Raw genomic sequence first — 21,927 nt, 5'->3', positions numbered from 1 at the left:
CCGCCTGAGGCCGCCGCAATATAAAGGGACTTCCCCTATTGCTCCAGCCGTCATGCCCGTCGATCCGCTGTCGCTCAAAGCCGGGCTCTGGCTGGGGGCCGCCAGTGGCGCGCTGGCGGTGTGGATGGTGGTGGCCTTCGTCATGGGCTGGGGATTCCGCTTCCGGCTGGTGGGGGTCACCAGCTTCACGGCCCTGCTTTCGCTCTCCTGTCTGGCCTTCGCCATCAGCTACACGCCACGCACCCAGGTGGAGGGGGCAGTGACCGTGCCGCTGGTGTTCGACAACGGCAGCAACCTGGTGATCGCCGCTGCAACGGCTGATCTTCCCGCCGAGGCCTACGCCCCCACGGTGGAGCAGCTGGCCCTCAACCTGCGCAGCAGCGGCCGCAGCAGTGCTGATGGGCTGGTGCATGTGCGCCTGCGACGGGTCGAGTCAGCCGGCGCCGGCGTCAGTCGGCCGGTGGTGCTGGCGGAGGCCACCCGCAGCCTCGATGACGGCGCGGTGAAGGTGCTGCGTTGATGCTTGTGCTTCACGCCCACTTCAGCGCTGAGCAGAGCCAGCTGAGCCTGGCCGGTCTGAAGGACTGGCCGGCGCTGGCCGCCCAGAGCGATCTGGCTTTGCGGCGCCTGGCCCGCTGCGGCGCTTCAGAGCAGCGTCTGATCAAGCTGCGGGGCCAGGCACGTCTGATCAGTGAGCTGGGTCTGGCGCCTGAGCAGGCCGCTCTGCTCCTCTATGCGGGCATCGCCAGTTCGGCCGGGCTGGCCGAGGCATCCCCCCAGCAACTGTTGCGCCAGCTGGGCCGGCTGCAGCGCTCTTTGACAGGATCCGCGCTGCCGTCGCCCGATGCCACCCAGGTGCGCGCCTGGATCGCCGCGGCACGGCGGGCCACCGGTCGCCCACCAAACTGACCAGGACTGCTCCAACCGGTCTCTCGGAGACCGTCAAATGGATGGATCACCCCTGCGGTGGACGGTCCTTGCCTGTTCTCTCTCTTTTCTCCAAACCACGTAAACGGCTGCCGGTCCTCAGTCAGCTCGCCCTGGCTGCTCTGGCCGGGCTGATCGCTGCCGGGCTGCAGCTCACTCCTTTGCAGGCGGCCTCACAACTGCTGGAGTCGGTCAAGCAGAACCCTCAGCTGGCCAAACGGATCTGCGGTGATCTGCGCCAGCTCAACAGCCGCGGCGTCAGTTCCAATTCGCCGGAAGCGGTGGCCATGGTGGCCCAGAGCCAGGGTCTGAGCTCCACCGATGCCGAGATCCTCACCACCTATGTGGTCGGGCTTCACTGCCCTGACGTGCGCTGAGTCGCTCCGCTGGACACTGAGCTTCTCGAGGAGTGGATGCCCTGCCCCGACGGGGTGCGGCTGGCCACCAGGGTCTGGAAACCGACGCGGCCCGGACGCTGGCCGCTGCTGCTGATGCGTCAGCCCTACGGGCGGGCCATCGCTTCCACCGTGACCTATGCCCATCCGCGCTGGTACGCCAGCCAGGGCTATGCGGTGGCCGTGCAGGACGTGCGTGGCCGGGGTGACTCCACCGGCGTGTTCAGCGGCTTTACCCAGGAGGCGGCCGATGGCGCCGTGGCCCTGGCCTGGGTGCGCAGCCTCGCCTACGTCAACGGCCGGGTGGGGACCTACGGCTTTTCCTATCAGGGCCTCACCCAACTGCTGCTGAGCCCCGGCAGCCCCCTGCCCGATGCACTGGCTCCGGCGATGGCGGGCCTGGATGAGCGGCTGCACTGGGCCAGCGAGGGGGGCGCCCACTGGTGGGCCCTGGGCCTGGGCTGGGCGCTGCAGCTGGCGGCTGAAACGGCGCGCCGCGCCGGGGATGAGATCGCCTGGCGTCGCCTGCGCCTGAGCCTGGAGGGGGGCACGTTCCTGCGGGATGGCCTGGCGCTGCTGGAGCAGCACGATCCAGGCGGGATGGGGCTGGCCTGGTTGCGGCTGGATCCCGCACGCCCCGCTGGCTGGAGGCGCCATCAGCCGCCGGAGGGTCTGCTGCGCCAGCCGATGCTGCTGGTGGGCGGCTGGCATGACCCCCACCTGGGCGGGGTGCTCGATCTGCGCGCCCGCGCCAAGGCCGCCGGCGCCGATCCCTGGCTGCGCATCGGCGCCTGGAGTCATCTGAACTGGGCGGGGGGCATCGATCGCCTGCAGCTGGCCTTCTTTGACCGGCACCTGCGGGACCGGGACGGTCTGGAGGCCCATCCGCGCGAAGCGGTGGCGGATCTTGGCGCTGGTCCCTGGCGGGGCCTGGCCGCTGGCGGCGCTGAGCCGCGCCGCTGGGCCCTGCGCAGCGAAGGACTGGCCGCGGTCGATGCCGGCGAGGGCCGCCTGCTCGCTGGGGGCGAGGGCGGCGGCGGCGTCTGGCTGGTGCATGACCCCTGGCGGCCGGTTCCTGGCCGGGGCGGCCATCTGGGCCTCGATGCCGGCCTGGTGGACCGCACCGATCTCGATGCCCGCGCCGATGTGGCCTGCTTCACCACCACTCCCTTGGCGGAGCCGCTGCTGCTGGCGGGGCGGCCGGCACTGGAGCTGGAGCTCAGCGCTGACCAGGATGGTTTCGATCTCTGTGGCGCCCTCTCGGTGATCCGTCAGGGCAGCGTCTGGCAGCTGAGCACCGGGGTGCTCCGGGCGCTTGGCCCCCACTGCCGCCGCCATCAGCACTGGCGCCTGAACCTGCAGCCCCTGGTGGTCAGCCTGGCCCCCGGCGAGCAGCTGCGACTGTCGCTGGCGGCAGCGGCCTGGCCCCAGGTGAGCGTCAACCCCGGCAGCGGCGAGGCTCCCCTTGGCCCCGTGGGTCCGGGCCACCGGGTGATCACCCTGGAACTGCAGCTGGCTGATGCCTGGCTGCGCCTGCTGCCGCTTGATTCTCCGGCAGACTGAGCTGACCCAAACGCCCGCACCTCCGTGAACCTGCGCGTCCCTCTGCTGGCGATGGCCCTGGCCTGCGGACTGCAGGGAGGCGGGGCACTGGCCACCTCCGCGCTGCAGCCCGCTCAGGCCAGAGCAGCAGGGCAGGTGTTGCTCGATGCTCTCAAGCGCAATGACAGTCAGGCCGTGTTTGACCTGCTGTCTCCCGACCTGCAGAAGCTGACCACGGTGGAGCGGGTGCGGGAGCGTCTGCAGCGGCAGGGGACCATCCTCGGCAGCCGCATCACTGAGGTGTCGACGGGGGTCGATGACAGCACGGTGGAGGCTGAACTCAGGGGAACCAGCGGCAGCCGGCCCCTGGTGCTGGTGCTCGATGGCCGTGGCCGGCTGCTGGGCTGGGAACTCGATCAGCAGGACACGCCGATCAGGCAGATCGCCAACAACTTCATCACGGCTCTCAGCCAGGGCCGGGTGGTGGAGGCCCGCAGCCTGCTGATCCGGAGTCTTCAGGAGGAGATCAGCCCCCAGGATCTGCTCAATCGCTGGAAGAATCTCGAGAAACTCACCGGCACATTTCAGCGCCTGCGCTCAACCGTGGTGGCCAGTGAAGGGGGACCCCAGCAGCTGGTGCTCGTCACCACCCAGTTCCAGAGGGTCACTGACAACCTCTTCGTGATCTTTGATCCCGAGGGACACATCATCGGCGTTGATTTTCCTGAAGATCCCGCCCAGCCCGGCGCCCCGTTGCCCTGAGCCATGGGGGCCCAGGATCGGCCGGCCTAAGCTCCCGTTTCGCCTGCCGATGCTCGATGCCCTCCACCAGCCTCGAATGGATGGTCCAAGACGGCCAGAGGCTTCAGGACTGCCGGCACGACCATCCGTTTGCCGTGCTTGGACCCCATCCCCATGGCGATGGCTGGGTGGTCAGGGCCTGGATGCCGGAGGCGAGCCAGGTGGACCTGGTGCTCGACGGCCGCGCCCTGCCGATGGCCACGCCCAACCACCCCTGGATCTTTGAAGTCGAGCTGAGCGAGGACCCCGGCCGCCGCTACGAGTACCGGGTGCAGCGGGGTGGCATCGAGCATCAGCAGCACGACCCCTGGGCCTTCCGTGAGGAGTGGATGGGGGAGCTCGACCGCCATCTCTTCGCCGAGGGGAACCACCATCACATCTGGCACCGTCTCGGCGCCCACCCCTGCGAGCGCGAGGGTATCGCCGGCGTGCAGTTCGCGCTCTGGGCACCCAATGCCCGCAGCGTAGCCCTGCTGGGTGGCTTCAACAGCTGGGATGGTCGCCATCACCCGATGCAGCTGCGCATCGGGGGGATCTGGGAACTGTTCGTGCCCGGGCTGAGACCAGGAGCCATTTACAAATACGAGGTGCGCTCGGCCGAGGGCCACTGCTATCAGAAGGCGGATCCCTACGGCTTCCAGCACGAGATCCGCCCCCAGACCGGCTCGGTGGTCGCCCAGCTGGGTCAGTACCGCTGGGGCGACCAGGCCTGGCTGGAGCAGCGAGACGGCCGCGATCCCCTCGATCAGCCGATCTCGGTTTATGAGTTACACCTGGGCAGCTGGATGCATGGCCCGGCCGATCAGCCCTACATCGAGGCCGATGGCAGCCCCAGGCCGCCGGTGGCGGCCGCCGATCTCAAGCCCGGCGCGCGCCTGCTCACCTATCCCGAGCTGGCCGACCGGCTGATCCCCTACGTGAAGGAACGGGGATTCACCCATCTGGAGCTGATGCCGATCGCCGAGCATCCTTTCGATGGCTCCTGGGGTTATCAGGTGACCGGTTGGTATGCCCCCACCAGCCGCTTCGGCCCGCCGGATGAATTCCGTGCCTTTGTGGATCGCTGCCACGCCGAAGGGATCGGGGTGATCCTCGACTGGGTGCCCGGCCACTTCCCCAAGGACAGCCATGGCCTGGCGTTCTTCGATGGTTGCCACCTCTATGAGCATGCCGATCCCCGCATCGGCGAGCACAAGGAGTGGGGCACGCTGATCTTCAACTACAGCCGCAACGAGGTGCGCAACTTCCTCGTGGCCAACCTGGTGTTCTGGTTCGAGGAGTTCCACATCGACGGCATCCGGGTGGATGCGGTGGCCTCGATGCTCTACCGCGACTACCTGCGCCCCGATGGCGAATGGCTGGTCAACGAACAGGGCGGCCGCGAAAACCTCGAAGCGGTGCGCTTCTTGCAGCAGGCCAATTCGGTGCTGTTCCATCACTTCCCCGGTGCCCTCTCGATCGCCGAGGAATCCACCACCTGGCCGATGGTCACCAAGCCCACCGACATGGGTGGTCTGGGCTTCAACCTCAAGTGGAACATGGGCTGGATGCACGACATGCTCGATTACTTCGAGCTGGATCCCTGGTTCCGCCAGTTCCACCAGAACAATGTCAGCTTCTCGATCATGTATCACTACACCGAGAACTTCATGCTGGCACTCAGCCACGATGAGGTGGTGCATGGCAAGAGCCATCTGCTGCACAAGATGCCTGGCGACGACTGGCAGAAGTTCGCCAATGTGCGCGCCCTGCTCGCCTACATGTGGACGCACCCGGGCAAGAAGACCATCTTCATGGGCATGGAGTTCGGTCAGCGCTCCGAGTGGAATGTCTGGGGCGACCTGCAGTGGGACCTGCTGCAGTTCGAGGCCCACCAAGGCCTGCGCAATCTGGTCGACGACCTCAATCGCTTCTACCGCGAGGAGCCGGCCCTGTGGAGGGAGGATTTCGATCACTACGGCTTCCAGTGGATCGATTGCAGCGACAGCCGCCATTCGGTGATCAGCTTCATGCGCCGCGAGAGCCTCACCGGCAGCTGCGTGGTGGTGGTGGCCAACTTCACGCCCCAGAGCCACTCCCATTACCGGATCGGGGTGCCCATGGAGGGCTACTACGCTGAAGTCTTCAACACCGACAGCAGCCGCTACGGCGGCAGCAACCTCGGCAACCTGGGTGGCAAATTCAGCGAGGACTGGGCGGTCCATGGCTACGACCAGTCGCTCGACCTCTGCCTGCCGCCCCTGGGCGTGCTGGTGCTGAAGCTCGACCCGGTCAGGAGCCAGGTCGTCTGTGACGAAGCCGCCGAAACGGGCGGGGCTCTCGGGTAGGTTCGCCCCTGGCATTCCCTTCACCCATGGCCGACTCGCTCCCCCTGCTGCTGCGCGCCGCCCGAGGTGAGCAGGTGGAGCGTCCACCGGTCTGGATGATGCGCCAGGCCGGGCGCTACATGAAGGTCTACCGCGACTTGCGCGACCGACATCCCGGCTTCAGGGAACGTTCGGAGCAGCCTGATCTCTCCTATGAGATTTCGATGCAGCCGTATCGGGCCTTTCAACCCGATGGGGTGATTCTCTTCTCCGACATCCTCACGCCCCTGCCGGGAATGGGGATTGATTTCGACATCATCGAGAGCAAGGGACCAATCATTGATCCGCCGATCCGCAGCCTGGCCCAGGTTGAGGCGCTGCGGCCCCTAGATGCGGCGGCTTCGCTTCCGTTCGTGGGCGAGGTGCTGGGCCGGCTGCGCCAGAGCGTGTGCAACGAGGCGGCGGTGCTGGGCTTCGTGGGGGCCCCCTGGACCCTGGCCGCCTATGCGGTGGAGGGCAAGAGCAGCAAGAACTACGCCGTGATCAAGGCGATGGCGTTCCAGGAGCCGGTGCTGCTGCATCGCCTGCTCACTCACCTGGCCGATTCGATCGCCGCCTACGTGAGCTATCAGATTGAAAGCGGCGCCCAGGTGGTGCAGCTGTTCGATTCCTGGGCGGGTCAGCTCAGCCCGATCGACTACGACGTGTTCGCCGCTCCGTATCAGAAACGGGTAGTGGATCAGGTGAAAGCGAAGCACCCCGACACCCCCCTGATTCTCTACATCTCCGGCAGCGCCGGTGTGCTGGAGCGGATGGCCAGAACCGGCGTTGATTTCATCTCCCTCGACTGGACCGTGGACATGGCCGACGGTTGTGCCCGCCTGCCCCAGCACCTGGGGGTGCAGGGCAATGTGGATCCCGGTCTGCTGTTCGGCACTCCGCAGGCGATCCGCGAGCGCATCGTCGATACCGTGCTCAAGGCCCGCGGCCGCCGCCACATCCTCAACCTCGGCCATGGGATCCTGCCGGGCACGCCCGAAGAGAACGCCCGGGTGTTCTTCGAGGCTGGCAAGTCAGTGAACGAGCTGTTGGGAGCAGCTGTTTGAGCGGCCGTCCTGCCCGCATCCTGATCACCGGAGCGAGCGGCTGCGTCGGTCAGGCCATCGCTGAGCAGCTGCTGGCCAGCTCCGATGCCGAGCTGCTGCTCTGGCTCCGGGATCCCGCCAAGCTCACGGCCGTGCCCAGGCAGCATCCGCGCATCACCCTGCTGGTGGGCGATCTGCGTGATCAGGCGCCCCACGCCGCAGAGATCGCCTCGGCCACCCGGGTGATCCACACCGCCACCGCCTGGGGCGACCCGGAGCGGGCCCAGCAGGTGAACGTGGTGGCCGTCAAGGAGCTGCTGAGCCGGCTCGATCCCGAGCGGCTGGAGCAGATCATCTACTTCTCCACCGCCAGCATTCTCGACCGGCAGCTGCAGCTGCTGCCGGAAGCGGCCGCCTACGGCACCGAGTACATCCAGACCAAGGCCCTCTGCCTGCAGCAACTGGAGAGCCATCCCCTGGCCGAGCGGATCGTGGCGGTCTTCCCCACGCTGGTGTTCGGCGGCTCGGTCGGTCCTGGCGATTCCCACCCCACCAGCTATCTCACGGCGGGCCTGAAGGAGGCGGTGCGCTGGCTTTGGCTGGCGAAGTGGCTGCGGGCCGAGGCCAGCTTCCACTTCATCCATGCTGCCGACATCGCCCTGGTCTGCGCCCATTTGGCACTGAACCCCCACCAGCCCAATCCAGAGCCGAATCAGGGGCCGCTGCGCCGGCTGGTGCTGGGCCAACCGTCGGTCACGGTCGATGACACCGTGAGCCGGCTCTGCCGCTGGCGCCGCAGCTGGCGGCCGCCGCTGGGACTGGCTCTCAATGGCTGGTGGATTGAAGCCCTGATCCGCGTGCTGCCGATCGAGGTGAACGCCTGGGACCGCTTCAGCATCCGCCAGCGGCACTTCGTTCATGAGCCGGTGAGCCCGCCGGAGCGCTTTGAGCTGGTGAGCCATGCCCCCTCCCTGGAGGCGGTGTTCGAGCTGGCGGGGCTGCCCCACCGCGGCGCTATCTGAATACGCAGTAAATTGTCATCAGTGTTAGGAAAACCTGATGGTTCAAGCTCTGCAGGCCTCCGCAGCTCGCCTCATCAAGGCCATGGCCACTTCTGCCCTGCTCGGGGCCCTGCTGGTGCTGGTGAGCTTCAGTTCGGTCCTGCCGGCTGAGGCCGCCACCGTTGAGGTGAAGCTCGGCACCGACGGCGGCATGCTGGCTTTCGAGCCCAGCGTGGTCACGATCAACAAGGGGGACACGATCCGCTTCGTGAACAACAACCTGGCCCCCCACAACGCCGTCTTCGATGGTCACGAGGAACTCAGCCACACCGCCCTGGCCTTTGCGCCTGGCGAAAGCTGGGATGAAACCTTTGAGCAGGCCGGCAGCTACAACTACTGGTGCGAGCCCCACCGCGGTGCCGGCATGGTGGGCAAGGTGATCGTGGAGTGAGGCCCCTGGGCCTCAGTGACGAGATTGTTTCATCCACTCCCGCAGCCGGCGCTTTGCCGACTCCGGGACTCTATTTTTGACTGGTTGCCCGCTCCATTGCTCGCCTCCCTGATGCGTCGCCTGCTTTCATTCTTCGCCGTCTGCCTGGCCCTGTTGCTGGGTGCAGCCCCCAGCTTCGCCGCCGACGCCGCCCATGGCGGGCAGATCTTCTCCGCCAACTGCGCCGCCTGCCACATGGGCGGCGGCAATGTGGTGAACGCCGAGCGCACGCTCAAGGCCGAGGCGCTCGAGGCCTATCTGGCCAACTACAGCAGTGGTCACGAAGCGGCTATCGCCTATCAGGTCACCAACGGCAAGAACGCCATGCCGGCGTTCGGCGGCAAGCTCAGCGAAACCGACATCGCCGATGTGGCCTCCTACATCGAGGAAATGGCCGCCAAGGGCTGGACCTGATCAAGGGCCTTCGGCTCTGATTTCCATCCGCCACCCCCGCCACGGGGTGGTTTTTTTGTGGTTTGTGTTCGCCCGCTGGTCAATCCCGCTGGGCAAGGCGAGGCTGGATTCGACCGACGCGACGGTGGTGATGTCGATGGAGCAACTGCGGCGGCTGGTGGCCGACGCCGAGCGGCAACCGAGGCTCAGGGCCCTGCTGCGGCTGGGAGATCAGGAGCGGCCCTGGGAGCGGCTTATCGAGCGCGCCAGAACCTTGGGTTACCCGATCGAGTGGGCCGATCTGGAGCAGGCCAGTGCAGCGGAGGCGGCCTCCCGCTTCCTGCAGCAGTCGCGGATCCAGCCCGTGGCCGATCTGCTGGGCTCGGTGACTGGACGAAGGGTCAGCTGAGCGAGCGGCGCCTGAAGAGCACCTCCAGGTAGAGGTCTTCGGGGACGTCGCGGATGTCGTACTCGCTGGGCAGCACCCCATGGGCATGGCGGTGCACCACCAGCCAGCAATTGCGCTCCGGATCCTTGCTGGTGCCCTCGAAGTCGCGCGATTCCTGCACCAGGCGCAGCACCAGAGCCTCCCTCTCCTCGTTGCTCATCCCTGCTCTGGGCCCGCGGCCTGACATGGCGACATCATGGCGACTTGGGCTTCAGCGGCAGCCGAACACTGAAATCGTGTAGCTGAAGCCGGTGGCGTTGGCGTTGTAGCCCGTACCCACCTTCACATTCACCTGGCTGACAAGTTTGCCGGCCGGAGGGTAGAAAGGGCCGAACTGACGAAACAGGCCAGGGGGTGCATCGAGGGTTTCATTCACCACCTGCAAGTTGCTGCCGTCGCTGAACTTGAGATAGGCTTGGATGGGGTAGGGACCGCGCTCCGTGGAGGTGGATTTGAAGTTCACCTTGTAGCTGGAGTAGGCCCGGTTCACCGTGAAATCGGTGTTGAAGTTGGTGCGGCCGAAGGGAAACACCAGGGGGCCGTTCAACTGGATCGACTTGCTGACGCTGGTGCCTCCCCCCACCGCCGGCAGATAGGTGCAACTGGCGGCTGCAGCGCCGGGGGCCAGGCCTGCGCCCAGCAGGGAGAGGGCCGCCAGCGCGGCAAGGGGCCGGGGCCTGGTCATCGGTATCGGCATCGTCATCTGGTAGGGGCAGGGAATAGAAGTGAAGTTAAGGACAGGCCCGGCCCGCGCCGTTCGGTTGATTCGCCAATTGTTTCGGCCTGCCCATCCTGTGCTGGCCGGCTTTCTGTTCATAGCGTTCTCTGAGAACTGATCAGAGAGGAGAACAGGCATGCATCCCACCGCCGAAGCATTCACGGAGAAGGCCTGGGGCGCCGTCGTGGCCGCCCAGCAGCTGGCCCAGCAGCGCAAGCAGCAGCAACTGGAGAGCGAGCACCTGTTCGCCAGCCTGCTCAGCCAGCCCGGACTGGCCAGCCGCATTCTCGAGAAGGCCGGCGTTGATGTGGCGGCCCTGAGCCAGGCGGTGGAGGCCTACATCTCACGCCAGCCGAGCCTCGGCGCGGCGCCCGAGAACGTGTTTCTGGGCAAGGGGCTCAACAGCGTGCTCGATCAGGCCGAGCAGCTCAAGGCCAGCTATGGCGACAGCTTCATCTCGATCGAGCATCTGCTGCTGGCCCTGGCGATCGACGACCGCTGCGGCAAGCAGCTGCTCTCCCAGGCGGGAACCAACGCTGACAAACTCAAAGATGCCGTTCAATCCGTGCGTGGCAACCAGAGCGTGACTGACCAGAACCCAGAAGGCACCTACGAATCCCTGGAGAAGTACGGCCGCGATCTCACCCAGGCCGCCAAGGACGGCAAGCTTGATCCGGTGATCGGCCGGGATGAGGAGATCCGCCGCACGATTCAGATCCTCTCGCGCCGCACCAAGAACAACCCGGTGCTGATCGGTGAACCCGGTGTGGGCAAGACCGCGATCGTGGAGGGCCTGGCCCAGCGGATCGTGAACGGGGATGTGCCCCAGGCCCTGCAGAACCGTCAGCTGATCGCCCTTGATATGGGCGCCCTGATCGCCGGGGCTAAGTATCGCGGTGAATTCGAGGAGCGGCTCAAGGCCGTGCTCAAGGAGGTGACCGAAAGCGAAGGACAGATCGTGCTGTTCATCGACGAGATCCACACCGTGGTGGGAGCCGGCGCGGCCGGCGGCTCGATGGATGCCAGCAACCTGCTCAAGCCGATGCTGGCCCGCGGCGAACTGCGCTGCATCGGTGCCACCACCCTTGATGAGCACCGCCAGCACATCGAGAAGGATCCCGCCCTGGAGCGCCGCTTCCAGCAGGTGTTCGTGGATCAGCCCACGGTGGAAGACACGATCTCGATCCTGCGTGGCCTCAAGGAGCGCTATGAGGTGCACCACGGTGTGCGCATCGCCGACAACGCCCTGGTGGCGGCGGCGGTGCTCTCCAGCCGCTACATCGCCGATCGTTTCCTGCCGGATAAGGCGATCGACCTGATGGATGAATCAGCCGCGCGGCTGAAGATGGTGATCACCTCCAAGCCGGAGGCGATCGATGAACTCGACCGCCGCATCCTGCAGCTGGAGATGGAGAAACTCTCGCTGGGGCGTGAATCCGATTCCGCCAGCAAGGACAGGCTGGAGCGCCTGGAGAAGGAGTTGGCCGATCTGAGCGAGCAGCAGAGCACCCTCAATGCCCAGTGGCAGCAGGAGAAGGGGGCGATCGATGAGCTCAGCGCCATCAAGGAGGAAATCGAGCAGGTGCAGCTGCAGGTGGAGCAGGCCAAGCGCCAGTACGACCTCAACAAGGCCGCCGAGCTGGAATACGGCACCCTGGCGGAGCTGAACAAGAAGCTGGCGGCCAAGGAGGCCGAGCTCAATGCCGGCGATGGCGAGAAAACGCTGCTGCGCGAGGAGGTCACTGAAGACGACATCGCCGAGGTGATCGCCAAGTGGACCGGCATCCCAGTGAGCCGGCTGGTGCAGAGCGAGATGGAGAAACTGCTGCACCTCGAAGATGAACTGCACACTCGCGTGATCGGTCAGGAGCAGGCGGTGACCGCCGTGGCTGATGCGATCCAGCGCTCCCGCGCCGGGCTGAGTGATCCCAACCGGCCGATCGCCAGCTTCCTGTTCCTTGGCCCAACCGGTGTGGGCAAAACGGAGCTCTCCAAGGCCCTGGCCGCCCAGCTGTTTGACAGCGACGACGCCATGGTGCGCATCGACATGAGCGAATACATGGAGAAGCACGCCGTCAGCCGCCTGATCGGAGCGCCTCCGGGCTATGTGGGCTATGAGGAGGGCGGCCAGCTCACCGAAGCGGTGCGGCGCCGGCCCTATGCGGTGATCCTGTTCGACGAGGTGGAGAAGGCCCACCCCGATGTGTTCAACGTGATGCTGCAGATCCTCGATGACGGCCGCGTCACCGACGGGCAGGGCCGCACGGTGGATTTCACCAACACAGTGCTGATCCTCACCAGCAACATCGGCAGCGCCTCGATCCTCGATCTGGCCGGTGATCCAGCCCGCCACGGCGAGATGGAGCGCCGCGTGAACGACGCCCTGCGCGGTCACTTCCGGCCCGAGTTCCTCAACCGCCTGGATGAATCGATCATCTTCCACTCACTCCGGCAGGAGGAACTGCGCCAGATCGTGGAGCTGCAGGTGCAGCGGCTGCGTCTGCGCCTCGACGACCGCAAGCTGGGCCTGGAGCTCAACGGCGAAGCGCTCGACTGGCTGGCCGCCGTGGGCTACGACCCAGTCTACGGCGCCCGGCCTCTGAAGCGTGCGATCCAGCGTCAGCTGGAAACCCCGATCGCCAAGGCGATCCTGGCCGGCACCTTCCCCGAGGGCAGCACGATCGCGGTGGACGTGGAGACCGCTGCGGAGCCGCCTCGGCTGCGCTTCAAGCAGGCCGAACCGGCCAGATTGCCGGTGCTGGCCTGAGTAGAGCTCGGCTGAGCCACACCTCAGCCAGGTCGATCTGCAAATCGGGGAACAGCGGAGCGGCATCGAGCATCTGGGCCGGGGCAAGGCGCTGCGGGGCAGCGTCTGCGGCGGTCCAGCTCTCCACGGCGCTGCTCAGGGCTGAGGACAGAACCATCGACGAGGCGAAAGTTGCTGTAGCTGTCGAACTGCTCCGGGCTCAGGCGCAGATCCCAGGGAAGGGCCAACGGCTCCAGCGCGGGAGCGAATGGACTCTTGGGTGGTGCAACTGTCATGCAGCGAGCGTCCGAGCTCTTGCTTCAAACGCTAAGGGCAATCAGAAGGAACCACCCGTAGCAACCAGTCGCCTACATCCGACCCTTCAGGGTCAGGCAGATCTGGCCTCCCTTTGCTCATACTTCTGCGCTAATCTGGCCTTCTGGGAAGGACAACTAAAGCGGCGATGGCGCTTGAATGGCTGCTGGAGCAGGATCTGGTGGACGCGATGGAGCGACCGCTGCCCCAGTGGTCCGCTAAGGGGCTGTCTCTACCTCGATGAGATCCAGCCGATCCATGGCTGGAAGGGTTTCGTAAGGCGGGTCATCGACAGCGAACCAATCGATGTGGTGGTGAGCGGCTCATCGGCCCAGATGCTGTCGGCCGAGATCGCCTCAAGCATGCGGGGTCGCGCCCTGGCCTGTGAGGTGCTGCCGTTCAGTTTTCTCGAGGCACTCCGCCACAGGGGTGTGATCAATGACGGCGCGTTGCAGTCCAAACCCTGGTGGGCGCCGCGGATCACGCCACCGCAGAGCGCCCCCAATGTGCTGCTGATCATCACCGACGACGCCGGTTTCGGGGTGCCCGGCACCTTCGGCGGCGTGATCCCCACACCGGCGATGGATCGCGTTGCCAAGGCGGGATTGCGGTACAACCGCATGTTCTCCACGGCGCTGTGCTCGCCCACCCGCGCCGCCCTGATCACCGGCCGCAACCACCACTCGGCAGGGTTCGGGGTGATCTCGGAGCAGTCAACGGGCTTCCCCGGCTACAACAGCATCATCGAGCGCGACAAGGCCACGATCGGCCGTCTGCTCAAGGACAACGGCTACTCCACCGCGTGGTTCGGCAAGGATCACAACGTGCCGGCTTTCCAGGCCAGCCAGAGCGGGCCCTTTGATCAGTGGCCCACGGGCATGGGTTTCGATTACTTCTACGGCTTTGTGGGCGGTGATGCCAACCAGTGGCAGCCGAACCTGTTCCGCAACACCACCCAGATCTATCCCTTTGAAGGCAAGGCCCCCGGCAGCTGGAATCTGGTCACCGAGATGGCCGACGACGCTATCGACTACATGACGCGGATGCACCAGACCAATCCGGCCAAACCGCTGTTCATCAAGTACGCCCCCGGTGCCACCCATGCGCCCCACCACCCCACCAAGGAGTGGGTGGACAAGATCCACGCAATGCATCTCTTTGATGATGGCTACGAGAAACTGAGGGAGCGCATCTTCGCGAACCAGAAGCGCCTGGGTGTGATTCCGGCGGACGCCAGGCTCGAACCCTGGCCCGCTGATGTGATCACCCCCTGGGACAAGCTCACACCGGAGGCCCAGAAACTGTTCATCCGCCAGGTGGAGGTGTTCGCCGCCTTTGCGGCCTACAGCGATTACGAGATCGGCCGGGTGATCCAGCAGTTCGACGACCTCGGCAAGCTCGACAACACGCTGATCGTTTACATCAACGGCGATAACGGCACCAGCGCCGAGGGTGGTCCGCTGGGCACCCCCAACGAGGTGGCTTTCTTCAACGGTCTCAACAAGCTGCCCGTCGAGGTGCAGATGAAGTTCTTCGACGTCTGGGGCACCGAGCTCACCTACAACCACATGTCGGCCGGCTGGTCATGGGCTTTCGACACCCCGTTCAGCTGGTTCAAACAGAACGCCTCCAAACTGGGTGGCGTCAACCAGAACATGGTGGTGAGCTGGCCAGCGCGCATCAAGGACAAGGGCGGTCTGCGCGAACAGTTCGTTCACGTGATTGACGTGGTGCCGACGATCCTGGAGGCGGCCGGTCTGAAGGCGCCCGAGCTGGTGGACGGCATCCCCCAGAAACTGATCGAAGGCACCAGTTTCCTCTATACCTTTGATAGCAAGAATGCCAAGACACCCTCGCGCCATAAGACCCAGTACTTCGAGATGATGGGCCAGTGGGCGCTCTACAACGACGGCTGGCTGCTGAGCACCAAGGTGAACCGGGCTCCCTGGGAGGCCTTCGGCCCGGCCAACCCGGATTCACTCAACAACCAGACGCTGGAGCTCTACGACCTCAACCGTGATTTCAGCCAGACCAGCGATCTGGCCGCCCAGAACCCCCAGAAGGTGAAGGAGATGAAGGCTGCCTTCATCGCTGAGGCCAACAAGTATCAGGTGTTTCCGCTCGATGCCTCGGTGGCGGCGCGGATCGTGGCGCCGCGGCCGAACATCACCTCAGGTCGCAACGAGTTCGTCTACACCCGTCCGATGGTGGGTCTGCCCCAGGGCGATTCGCCCCTGCTGCTCAACACCTCCTACACCGTGACAGCTGATGTCGAGGTACCGGCCGGCGGCGCCGAGGGCATGCTTCTCACTTCTGGCGGCCGCTTCGGTGGCTACGGCTTCTATCTGAAGAACGGCAAGCCGGTGTGGCTGTGGAACATGGTGGATCTGGAACGCCTGAAGTGGGAGGGAACCGAGCCGATCCCCCCCGGCAAGCACAAGGTTGAATTCGATTTCGTGTACGACGGCAAGGGGGCCGGCACCCTGGCCTTCAACGATTTCAGCGGTGTCGGCCGCCCCGGCACCGGCACCCTCAAGGTGGACGGCAAGGTGGTCGCCACCAAAACCATGCCCAAGACCCTGCCGATGATCCTGCAGTGGGACGAGAGCTTCGATATCGGCTCCGACACCCTCACCGGCGTCAACGACGCCGACTACCAGCCCCCGTTCCGCTTCACCGGCAAGCTCCACAAGCTGACGATCAAGCTCGATCGGCCCCAGCTCTCGCTGGCAGATATAAAGAGCCTGGAGGCAGGAATGGGGAAGGTGGAGGCCGCCCGTGAGTGCGGGCGACCGAAGTTCGGGCCATGAATCCTCTCGCCCCGCTGCTCTTTCTCCCCGGCGCCTCTGGAAACACTGGTTTCTGGCGGCCCGTTGCTGACCAGCTTGTGCATGGTGGTGAGCGGATCCACCTCGGCTGGCCGGGTTTCGGCCAAACGCCACCGGATCCGGCGGTAGAGGGATTCGACGACCTGCTCACGCTCGTTCTTGCCCAGCTGCACCGCCCCAGCGCCCTGATCGCCCAATCCATGGGAGGTGTCCTGGCTCTGCAGGCGGCGTTGGTACGGCCCGAGCGGATCACCCACCTGGTGCTGGCCGTCACCTCTGGCGGTCTGCCGCTGGCCGAGCACGGAGCCGAAGACTGGCGAGCGGCTTTCCGTCTCGCCTATCCCCAGCTGCCGGACTGGTTCGCCACCGCCAGCGAGAACCTCGTGGAACGACTGCCCTCGATTTCGATCCCCACCCTGCTGCTCTGGGGTGATGCCGATCCGATCAGCACGGTGGGGGTGGGGCAGCATCTGGCCTCAATGCTTCCTAACGCGCGCCTGGTGATCCTTCCGGGGGGAAGCCATGATCTGGCGATGGAGCGAGCTCAAGAGATCGCCCCACTGATCGATCGGCACCTGAGCACCCCAGCGTGAGCAAGACAGTCTGCAATTACTAGAGCCCGCTGGACGGGGACCAGCACCAGCGCCTTCATGGCCGCGGTGCATGATCCCCGAGCAGATCCTGATCGTGAGCTGCCGGGTGTGGGATGCGGCCTTCGCAACGTAGCTATCCGCATCGCGACCTATCAGCAAAGCTGTCCACTCGTAGTGCTGAGTTGGGCACCAAGATTCAGAGTATTGCGAGTTGAGCGTTACGAGCCCCTGGACCTATCGGCAACAGACACAGGGACCTGGGTTGTTTAGGGACAAGCCGCCACAGGTTTCTGCGATCAGACCACGATGCCCGGAGCAGGACCTTAGCGCCACAGGGGTAGATGGGTCATCAAGTAGGCTGATGAACAGGAGTCGAGAAGGTCAGAGTTAAAGCATCACTATTATTCTAGAGATTCTATCTAGTCCCATGACAGATACATACCATGCCCGTCCAAGTCACCAGAACATGTATTCAGATTCGTCCTGACCCTTCCCGTGTATTTTTTAGACCCTTTGAATGGAGCAAGAGGGAGCGTGTTCAACGTATCGTCGCGCGAGTCACTGCCCTGAGTCGCTCCGAAGCGGAACGTGAAGCCGCCATCATGCTGGAGCGGTTTGAAGGTCGTCATGAAAAGCTGCAGGCTTTTCTGCTCAGCCGCTTTGATCATGTGCACGAGAATCTGATCACCGACCAGCCCCTGAGCCATTGCGAGCGGCTACTGATCGGCGCCTATTTCACACTGGAATACTCCCTTGAGGCTGCGGCACTCTTCAATCCATCAATCGTGCCACACCCGGATCAGTCGGGTCTGGAAGAAGGAAGTCTGCGCTTTCTGCTGAGCCTGCGTGCCACGGGCGAGGGCCACATCTCCTCCATCGTCTTCCGTACAGGAGTAATCAACCGGAATGTGGAAATCGCGCTCGATCTACCAAGTCCATTTGTAGCAGCCGCAGATATCCACCCAAATCCAAGTTATGACAAACATCTTTTCGAGCAGAAACTGCTTGAGTTAGGCCTGCTGTCACCGTTTGCCCAGCGGCTGATGGATCAGCTGGATGAACATTTCAATTTTGAGCAGCTCACAGTTTTGAGCAACCAGGCCCTGCGTCGGGATCGCCTCGGCAACGGAGACAGCCAGCAAACAATGGACAGTGTGCTGTCCCTGGCTCGGGCGAATTACGACATCAGCTTCAGCACTGGTGATGACTGCTCGGAGCGGGTCATCTTTCCCAATTCTCCCACAGAAAGACGAGGGATTGAAGACGCCCGTTTTGTCGCCTTCAACGATGGTGGCGAACAAACGACTTACTACGCAACCTACAGCGCCTATGATGGACAACTGGTCTTTCCCCAACTTCTGCAAACTAAGGACTTCCGCCAGTTCAAGATCAGCACCCTGAATGGGCCTGAGGTAGCGAACAAGGGCATGGCCTTGTTCCCGCGAAAAGTGCATGGTCATTACGCCATGCTCTCCAGGCAGGATGGGGAGAATATCTATCTCATGTATTCTGATCAGCTGAACTTCTGGTATGAAAAGCGCCTTCTAATGAGGCCTACTTATCCCTGGGAATTTGTTCAGATCGGCAACTGTGGCTCGCCGATCGAAACCAAGGATGGTTGGCTGGTACTCACCCATGGCGTAGGACCGATGCGGCGATACACGATCGGTGCGATCCTGCTTGACCTCGAGGACCCCGGGCAAGTGATCGGGCGCCTGAGAGAACCGCTGCTTGAACCAACCCAAGAGGAACGTGAAGGATATGTTCCAAATGTCGTCTATAGCTGCGGATCGCTGATCCACGCTGGTAAACTGGTAATGCCCTATGCCATGAGCGACCAGTCAACAAGCTTTGCCACGGTATCGGTCGAAGAGTTAATAAATGAATTGAAGGCCACCCGAATTGAGCGCTAGCTGTGAATCCAAGATCCACGCGCAAGATTGCCATCATTGGCGACTATCTGCCGCGAAAGTGCGGTATCGCCACCTTTGCTCATTCTGTATACCGCTCGCTTACAGACGACGCGCCTATTAATGATTGCTTCGTCGTGGCTGTCAACGACGTACCGGAGGGCTATGCCTATCCTCCCGAAGTTCGCTTTGAAATTGCCGAACAGGATCTTCGCAGTTATCGCCGTGCAGCGGACTTCCTGAACTTGACCGATGCCGATGTCATTTGTTTGCAGCACGAATTTGGGATCTATGGTGGTCCGGCTGGCAGCCACATCCTGACGTTGCTTGGCAATGTCGATCTCCCAGTGGTCACCCAGCTCCACACGATCCTGGAGGAACCGACCGTCGATCAGAGGCGTGTGATGAAGGAACTCATCGCCCTGTCGACCCGGATCATTGTGATGAGCGATCGCGGCAAGCGGATTCTGGAAGAAATCTACGAAGTTACCACCGATCATCTTGATGTGATTCCCCATGGTGTACCAGATATGCCGTTTGTTGATCCGAACTATTACAAAGATCAGTTCGGTGTTGAGGGCAAACAGGTCCTACTGACCTTTGGGCTGATCTCACCAGCCAAGGGTATTGAGACAGTGATCCGTGCCTTGCCCGAGGTCGTCAAGGAGTTTCCCGAGATGGTGTACATCGTTTTGGGCGCCACCCACCCCCACCTATTGCGCGAGCAGGGCGAGACCTACAGGCTGAGCCTGGAGAGACTTGCGAACGAATTAGGGGTTAGAAAACAGGTTATCTTTTATAATCGATTCGTTGGTTTCGAAGAGTTAAAAGACTTCCTTGGCGTCGCAGATATCTATATCACACCCTATCTGAATCCTGATCAGATTACCTCCGGGACACTTTCCTACGCCTTTGGTTGCGGCAAGGCGGTGATCTCCACGCCTTATTGGCATGCCGAAGAACTGCTTGCCGAAGGGCGAGGGGTGCTGGTGCCGTTTCGTGACAGTGACTCCATCGCCAAAGCGCTCATCGGCTTGCTGATGGATGACGTTCGTCGTCACGCCATGCGCAAACAGGCCTATTTACTAGGTCGTGGCATGATCTGGAGCCGGGCAGCCGCTCTCTACTACTCCTCCTTTGAGCGAGCCAGACTGGACCGCGGCAACAGAGTTGTTCCACACTCCCTGCAAAAGCCCTTGGAGCAGGAGCCGCGCGAGCTACCGGCCTTGAGCCTGGAGCACCTGAGGAGGATATCGGATTCGACAGGTATCTATCAGCACGCAAAATACACACTTCCCAACTTCAAGGAGGGCTATTGCACGGATGACAATGTGCGTGCCTTGCAATTGCTTGTATTGCTCGAAGAGTCTGGCGACATCACTCCAGAAGTGCAGGCACTGGCCACTTGTTACGGCTCCTTTGTTAACTATGCCTTCATCCCAGAAACCTGCCGGTTTCACAACTTCATGAGCTTCGAGCGCACCTGGCTCGATGAAGATGGCTCAGATGATTGCCTGGGGCGCACGCTCCTGGCGTTGGGTGCCTGCGTGGGGCGATCACGCCGAGACGACTTGCGCCACTGGGCAGTGGAACTCTTTCAGGTGGCATTGCCGTCAATCACGAAGACAACGAGCCCAAGGGCCTGGGCCCTTGGGCTCAAAGCCATTCATGAGTACCTGCGAAAACTGAGTGGGGATCGAACCGTCGATCTGATGCGCGATACCCTGACCGAACAGTTATTGGAAGCCTTCCATGAAAACTGCATGGATGAATGGCCCTGGTTTGAGAATATACTCAGCTATGACAATGCTTCTCTCCCGCACGCGCTGATTCTCAGCGGTCGCTGGTCGCAGCGCCAAGAAGCCCTTGATGTTGGCCTTCGCAGCCTTCGCTGGCTGATGGGTGTGCAAACCGCTGAGGCCGGCCACTTCAGACCGATCGGGTCTAACGGTTTCTATAGGAGAGGGCAGCACCGGGCCACCTTCGACCAGCAACCCCTTGAGGCCTGCGCCTCAGTTTCCGCCTGCGTTGAGGCTTGGTCCGCAACAGGGGATGACTTCTGGTTGGGCGAGGCATGGCGAGCCTTCGCTTGGTTTCTCGGTGGCAACGACCTCCAACTGCCGCTCTATGACGCGCGAACAGGCGGCTGCTTCGATGGTCTTCAAGATGACAGTGTCAACCTGAACCAGGGTGCCGAATCAACTCTTGCCTTTCTTCTGGCTCTCCAGGAGATGCGACTTCTTGAGCACACTCGCCATCCCCTGCACATGCCATGAACAGAATCCGGATCGGCGCAGTCGGAGCAGGCGGGTTTGGCCTGTTTGCACTGCAGCAGTTTCTCCAGGTCAAGGGGGTGGAGCTTGTCGCCATCGCCGGCACCCATCGCGAGGCGGCCATTGCCATGGCCCGCCGTTTTGGAGTGACTGAAACACTGGAGGTGGAGAGCCTGCTCCAACTGGATGAGGTCGATCTTGTCTACATCGCCACGCCGCCGTTCCTCCATTACCCCCAAGCCCGTGCCGCCTTGGAGGCAGGGAAGCATGTGATCTGCGAAAAGCCGTTGGCGCTCACGCTGCCGCAGGCTGATGAGCTGCTCCAAATGGCCCGTGCCGGCAATCAACTTTGCATCGCCAATCTGATGCAGCGCTACAATCCTCTGTTCGAAGCAGTGCGTCAACTGATCGAATCGCGGGTTCTTGGGGAGTTCCTGCACGGTTGGTTTGACAATGCCGCAGGTGATGAGGGGCTTTCACCGGAACACTGGTTCTGGGACAGCAGCAAAAGTGGTGGCATTTTCATTGAACACGGAGTGCACTTTTTTGATCTATTCGAAGGCTGGCTGGGTAAGGGTATGGTTGTGGCCTCTCAGCGCGTCCTGCGCCCCGGCTCTGGGCTGGAGGAACAGGTGCAGTGCGTGGTGCGCTATGCCAATGGTGCGCTGGTAACTTTCTATCATGGGTTCACTCAGTCGGCGCGCCTGGAACGCCAGGAATTCCGTCTTCTGTTTGAGCGCGGTGAGTTGACCCTTGATGAATGGGTGCCCACTCGGGTCCGCCTCCGAGCTGTGGTGGATGAAGCACAGTCGCGCACACTGATGGAGATCTTTCCTGATGCGATGCTCGACGTGATCAATACCTATTCCGGCTCCGAGCGGTTGGCTCGAGGACGACACAAGCATTTTGATGTGTATCAAAAGATCGATCTCAGAGCAGGGATGGATGTCGAAAAAATGCGCCGTTACTGTGAACTCTTACGGGCAATGTTCACTGATCAGATTGCCTGGTTGGCAGATCGCTCCCATCCACGAGTCATCAACGAGGACAACGGCCGCAACTCTCTTGCCATGGCATGTGCGCCAACTCAGCTGGCTGATTCCAGCGCATGATTCCGCGTCTATCTAGCCGATGTCTGCTACGACCGGAGGATCTC

20 protein-coding genes are annotated in these 21,927 nt (G+C 63.1%); 17 read left to right on the top strand and 3 right to left on the bottom strand.

What is annotated here, in order from left to right:
* Positions 1 to 52 precede the first annotated feature (52 nt).
* The 11 genes from CJZ82_RS00645 (at position 53) to CJZ82_RS18570 (ending at position 9,349) form a co-directional block, all read left to right on the top strand.
* Positions 53 to 520 carry a Ycf51 family protein gene (locus CJZ82_RS00645; protein WP_094553863.1) on the top strand — a complete coding sequence of 156 codons (468 nt, stop codon included), beginning with the start codon at positions 53 to 55 and terminating at the stop codon, positions 518 to 520.
* Positions 520 to 909 (top strand): DUF4332 domain-containing protein, encoded by a 390-nt coding sequence (locus CJZ82_RS00640; protein ID WP_094553862.1) that lies wholly within the window; start codon positions 520 to 522, stop codon positions 907 to 909. The genes CJZ82_RS00645 and CJZ82_RS00640 overlap by 1 nt, the downstream gene beginning before the upstream one ends.
* A gap of 68 nt (positions 910 to 977) precedes the next feature.
* Positions 978 to 1,304 (top strand): DUF732 domain-containing protein, encoded by a 327-nt coding sequence (locus tag CJZ82_RS00635; protein ID WP_233129942.1) that lies wholly within the window; start codon positions 978 to 980, stop codon positions 1,302 to 1,304.
* 36 nt (positions 1,305 to 1,340) lie between these two features.
* Positions 1,341 to 2,885 carry a CocE/NonD family hydrolase gene (locus CJZ82_RS00630; RefSeq protein WP_094553861.1) on the top strand — a complete coding sequence of 515 codons (1,545 nt, stop codon included), beginning with the start codon at positions 1,341 to 1,343 and terminating at the stop codon, positions 2,883 to 2,885.
* 24 nt (positions 2,886 to 2,909) lie between these two features.
* Positions 2,910 to 3,626 carry a DUF3887 domain-containing protein gene (locus CJZ82_RS00625; protein ID WP_094553860.1) on the top strand — a complete coding sequence of 239 codons (717 nt, stop codon included), beginning with the start codon at positions 2,910 to 2,912 and terminating at the stop codon, positions 3,624 to 3,626.
* A gap of 56 nt (positions 3,627 to 3,682) precedes the next feature.
* On the top strand, positions 3,683 to 5,992 hold the full coding sequence (glgB, locus tag CJZ82_RS00620) for a 1,4-alpha-glucan branching protein GlgB (RefSeq protein ID WP_094553859.1): 2,310 nt from the start codon (positions 3,683 to 3,685) through the stop codon (positions 5,990 to 5,992).
* Between the two features lie 26 nt (positions 5,993 to 6,018).
* Positions 6,019 to 7,077 (top strand): uroporphyrinogen decarboxylase, encoded by a 1,059-nt coding sequence (gene hemE / locus CJZ82_RS00615; protein ID WP_094553858.1) that lies wholly within the window; start codon positions 6,019 to 6,021, stop codon positions 7,075 to 7,077.
* Positions 7,074 to 8,078: an NAD(P)-dependent oxidoreductase gene (locus CJZ82_RS00610; protein ID WP_094553857.1), complete on the top strand. Its 1,005-nt coding sequence runs from the start codon at positions 7,074 to 7,076 to the stop codon at positions 8,076 to 8,078. The genes hemE and CJZ82_RS00610 overlap by 4 nt, the downstream gene beginning before the upstream one ends.
* An 82-nt stretch (positions 8,079 to 8,160) precedes the next feature.
* Entirely contained in the window at positions 8,161 to 8,508 is a 348-nt protein-coding gene (petE, locus tag CJZ82_RS00605) for a plastocyanin (RefSeq protein WP_094554108.1), read from the top strand.
* 111 nt (positions 8,509 to 8,619) lie between these two features.
* On the top strand, positions 8,620 to 8,961 hold the full coding sequence (locus tag CJZ82_RS00600; RefSeq protein ID WP_094553856.1) for a c-type cytochrome: 342 nt from the start codon (positions 8,620 to 8,622) through the stop codon (positions 8,959 to 8,961).
* A 46-nt stretch (positions 8,962 to 9,007) separates the two neighbouring features.
* Positions 9,008 to 9,349 carry a hypothetical protein gene (locus tag CJZ82_RS18570; RefSeq protein ID WP_198949592.1) on the top strand — a complete coding sequence of 114 codons (342 nt, stop codon included), beginning with the start codon at positions 9,008 to 9,010 and terminating at the stop codon, positions 9,347 to 9,349.
* Here CJZ82_RS18570 and CJZ82_RS00590 read toward each other — a convergent pair.
* Positions 9,342 to 9,548, bottom strand: coding sequence for a hypothetical protein (locus CJZ82_RS00590; protein ID WP_094553854.1), 207 nt, complete (start codon positions 9,546 to 9,548; stop codon positions 9,342 to 9,344). The two genes, CJZ82_RS18570 and CJZ82_RS00590, sit on opposite strands and share 8 nt — an antisense overlap.
* 51 nt (positions 9,549 to 9,599) lie before the next feature.
* Positions 9,600 to 10,091: a hypothetical protein gene (locus CJZ82_RS00585; protein WP_233129941.1), complete on the bottom strand. Its 492-nt coding sequence runs from the start codon at positions 10,089 to 10,091 to the stop codon at positions 9,600 to 9,602.
* Between the two features lie 151 nt (positions 10,092 to 10,242).
* Between CJZ82_RS00585 and clpB the strand changes: the two genes are divergently transcribed.
* Positions 10,243 to 12,873 (top strand): ATP-dependent chaperone ClpB, encoded by a 2,631-nt coding sequence (clpB, locus tag CJZ82_RS00580; RefSeq protein ID WP_094553852.1) that lies wholly within the window; start codon positions 10,243 to 10,245, stop codon positions 12,871 to 12,873.
* Here clpB and CJZ82_RS18195 read toward each other — a convergent pair.
* Positions 12,833 to 13,030 carry a hypothetical protein gene (locus CJZ82_RS18195; protein ID WP_094553851.1) on the bottom strand — a complete coding sequence of 66 codons (198 nt, stop codon included), beginning with the start codon at positions 13,028 to 13,030 and terminating at the stop codon, positions 12,833 to 12,835. The two genes, clpB and CJZ82_RS18195, sit on opposite strands and share 41 nt — an antisense overlap.
* A gap of 292 nt (positions 13,031 to 13,322) precedes the next feature.
* Here CJZ82_RS18195 and CJZ82_RS00570 point away from each other — a divergent pair, with 292 nt between their 5' ends.
* From CJZ82_RS00570 to CJZ82_RS00550, 5 genes are all read left to right on the top strand, one after another.
* Complete coding sequence (locus CJZ82_RS00570) at positions 13,323 to 15,977, top strand: sulfatase-like hydrolase/transferase (RefSeq protein ID WP_198949591.1); 2,655 nt, start codon at positions 13,323 to 13,325, stop codon at positions 15,975 to 15,977.
* Positions 15,974 to 16,588 (top strand): alpha/beta fold hydrolase, encoded by a 615-nt coding sequence (locus tag CJZ82_RS00565; RefSeq protein WP_094553850.1) that lies wholly within the window; start codon positions 15,974 to 15,976, stop codon positions 16,586 to 16,588. Before CJZ82_RS00570 ends, CJZ82_RS00565 begins: the two co-directional genes overlap by 4 nt.
* Before the next feature lie 443 nt (positions 16,589 to 17,031).
* Positions 17,032 to 18,501, top strand: a complete 1,470-nt coding sequence (locus CJZ82_RS00560) for a glycoside hydrolase family 130 protein (protein WP_094553849.1) — start codon at positions 17,032 to 17,034, stop codon at positions 18,499 to 18,501.
* Between the two features lie 2 nt (positions 18,502 to 18,503).
* Positions 18,504 to 20,774, top strand: a complete 2,271-nt coding sequence (locus CJZ82_RS00555) for a glycosyltransferase family 4 protein (RefSeq protein ID WP_094553848.1) — start codon at positions 18,504 to 18,506, stop codon at positions 20,772 to 20,774.
* Positions 20,771 to 21,883, top strand: a complete 1,113-nt coding sequence (locus tag CJZ82_RS00550; RefSeq protein ID WP_094553847.1) for a Gfo/Idh/MocA family protein — start codon at positions 20,771 to 20,773, stop codon at positions 21,881 to 21,883. Before CJZ82_RS00555 ends, CJZ82_RS00550 begins: the two co-directional genes overlap by 4 nt.
* Positions 21,884 to 21,927 lie beyond the last annotated feature (44 nt).

It is taken from the genome of Synechococcus sp. 1G10 (assembly GCF_002252625.1).
Taxonomy (GTDB): domain Bacteria; phylum Cyanobacteriota; class Cyanobacteriia; order PCC-6307; family Cyanobiaceae; genus Regnicoccus_A.
Note: the sequence above shows the minus strand (reverse complement) of the source record. Positions and strands in the feature narration are given on the sequence as shown.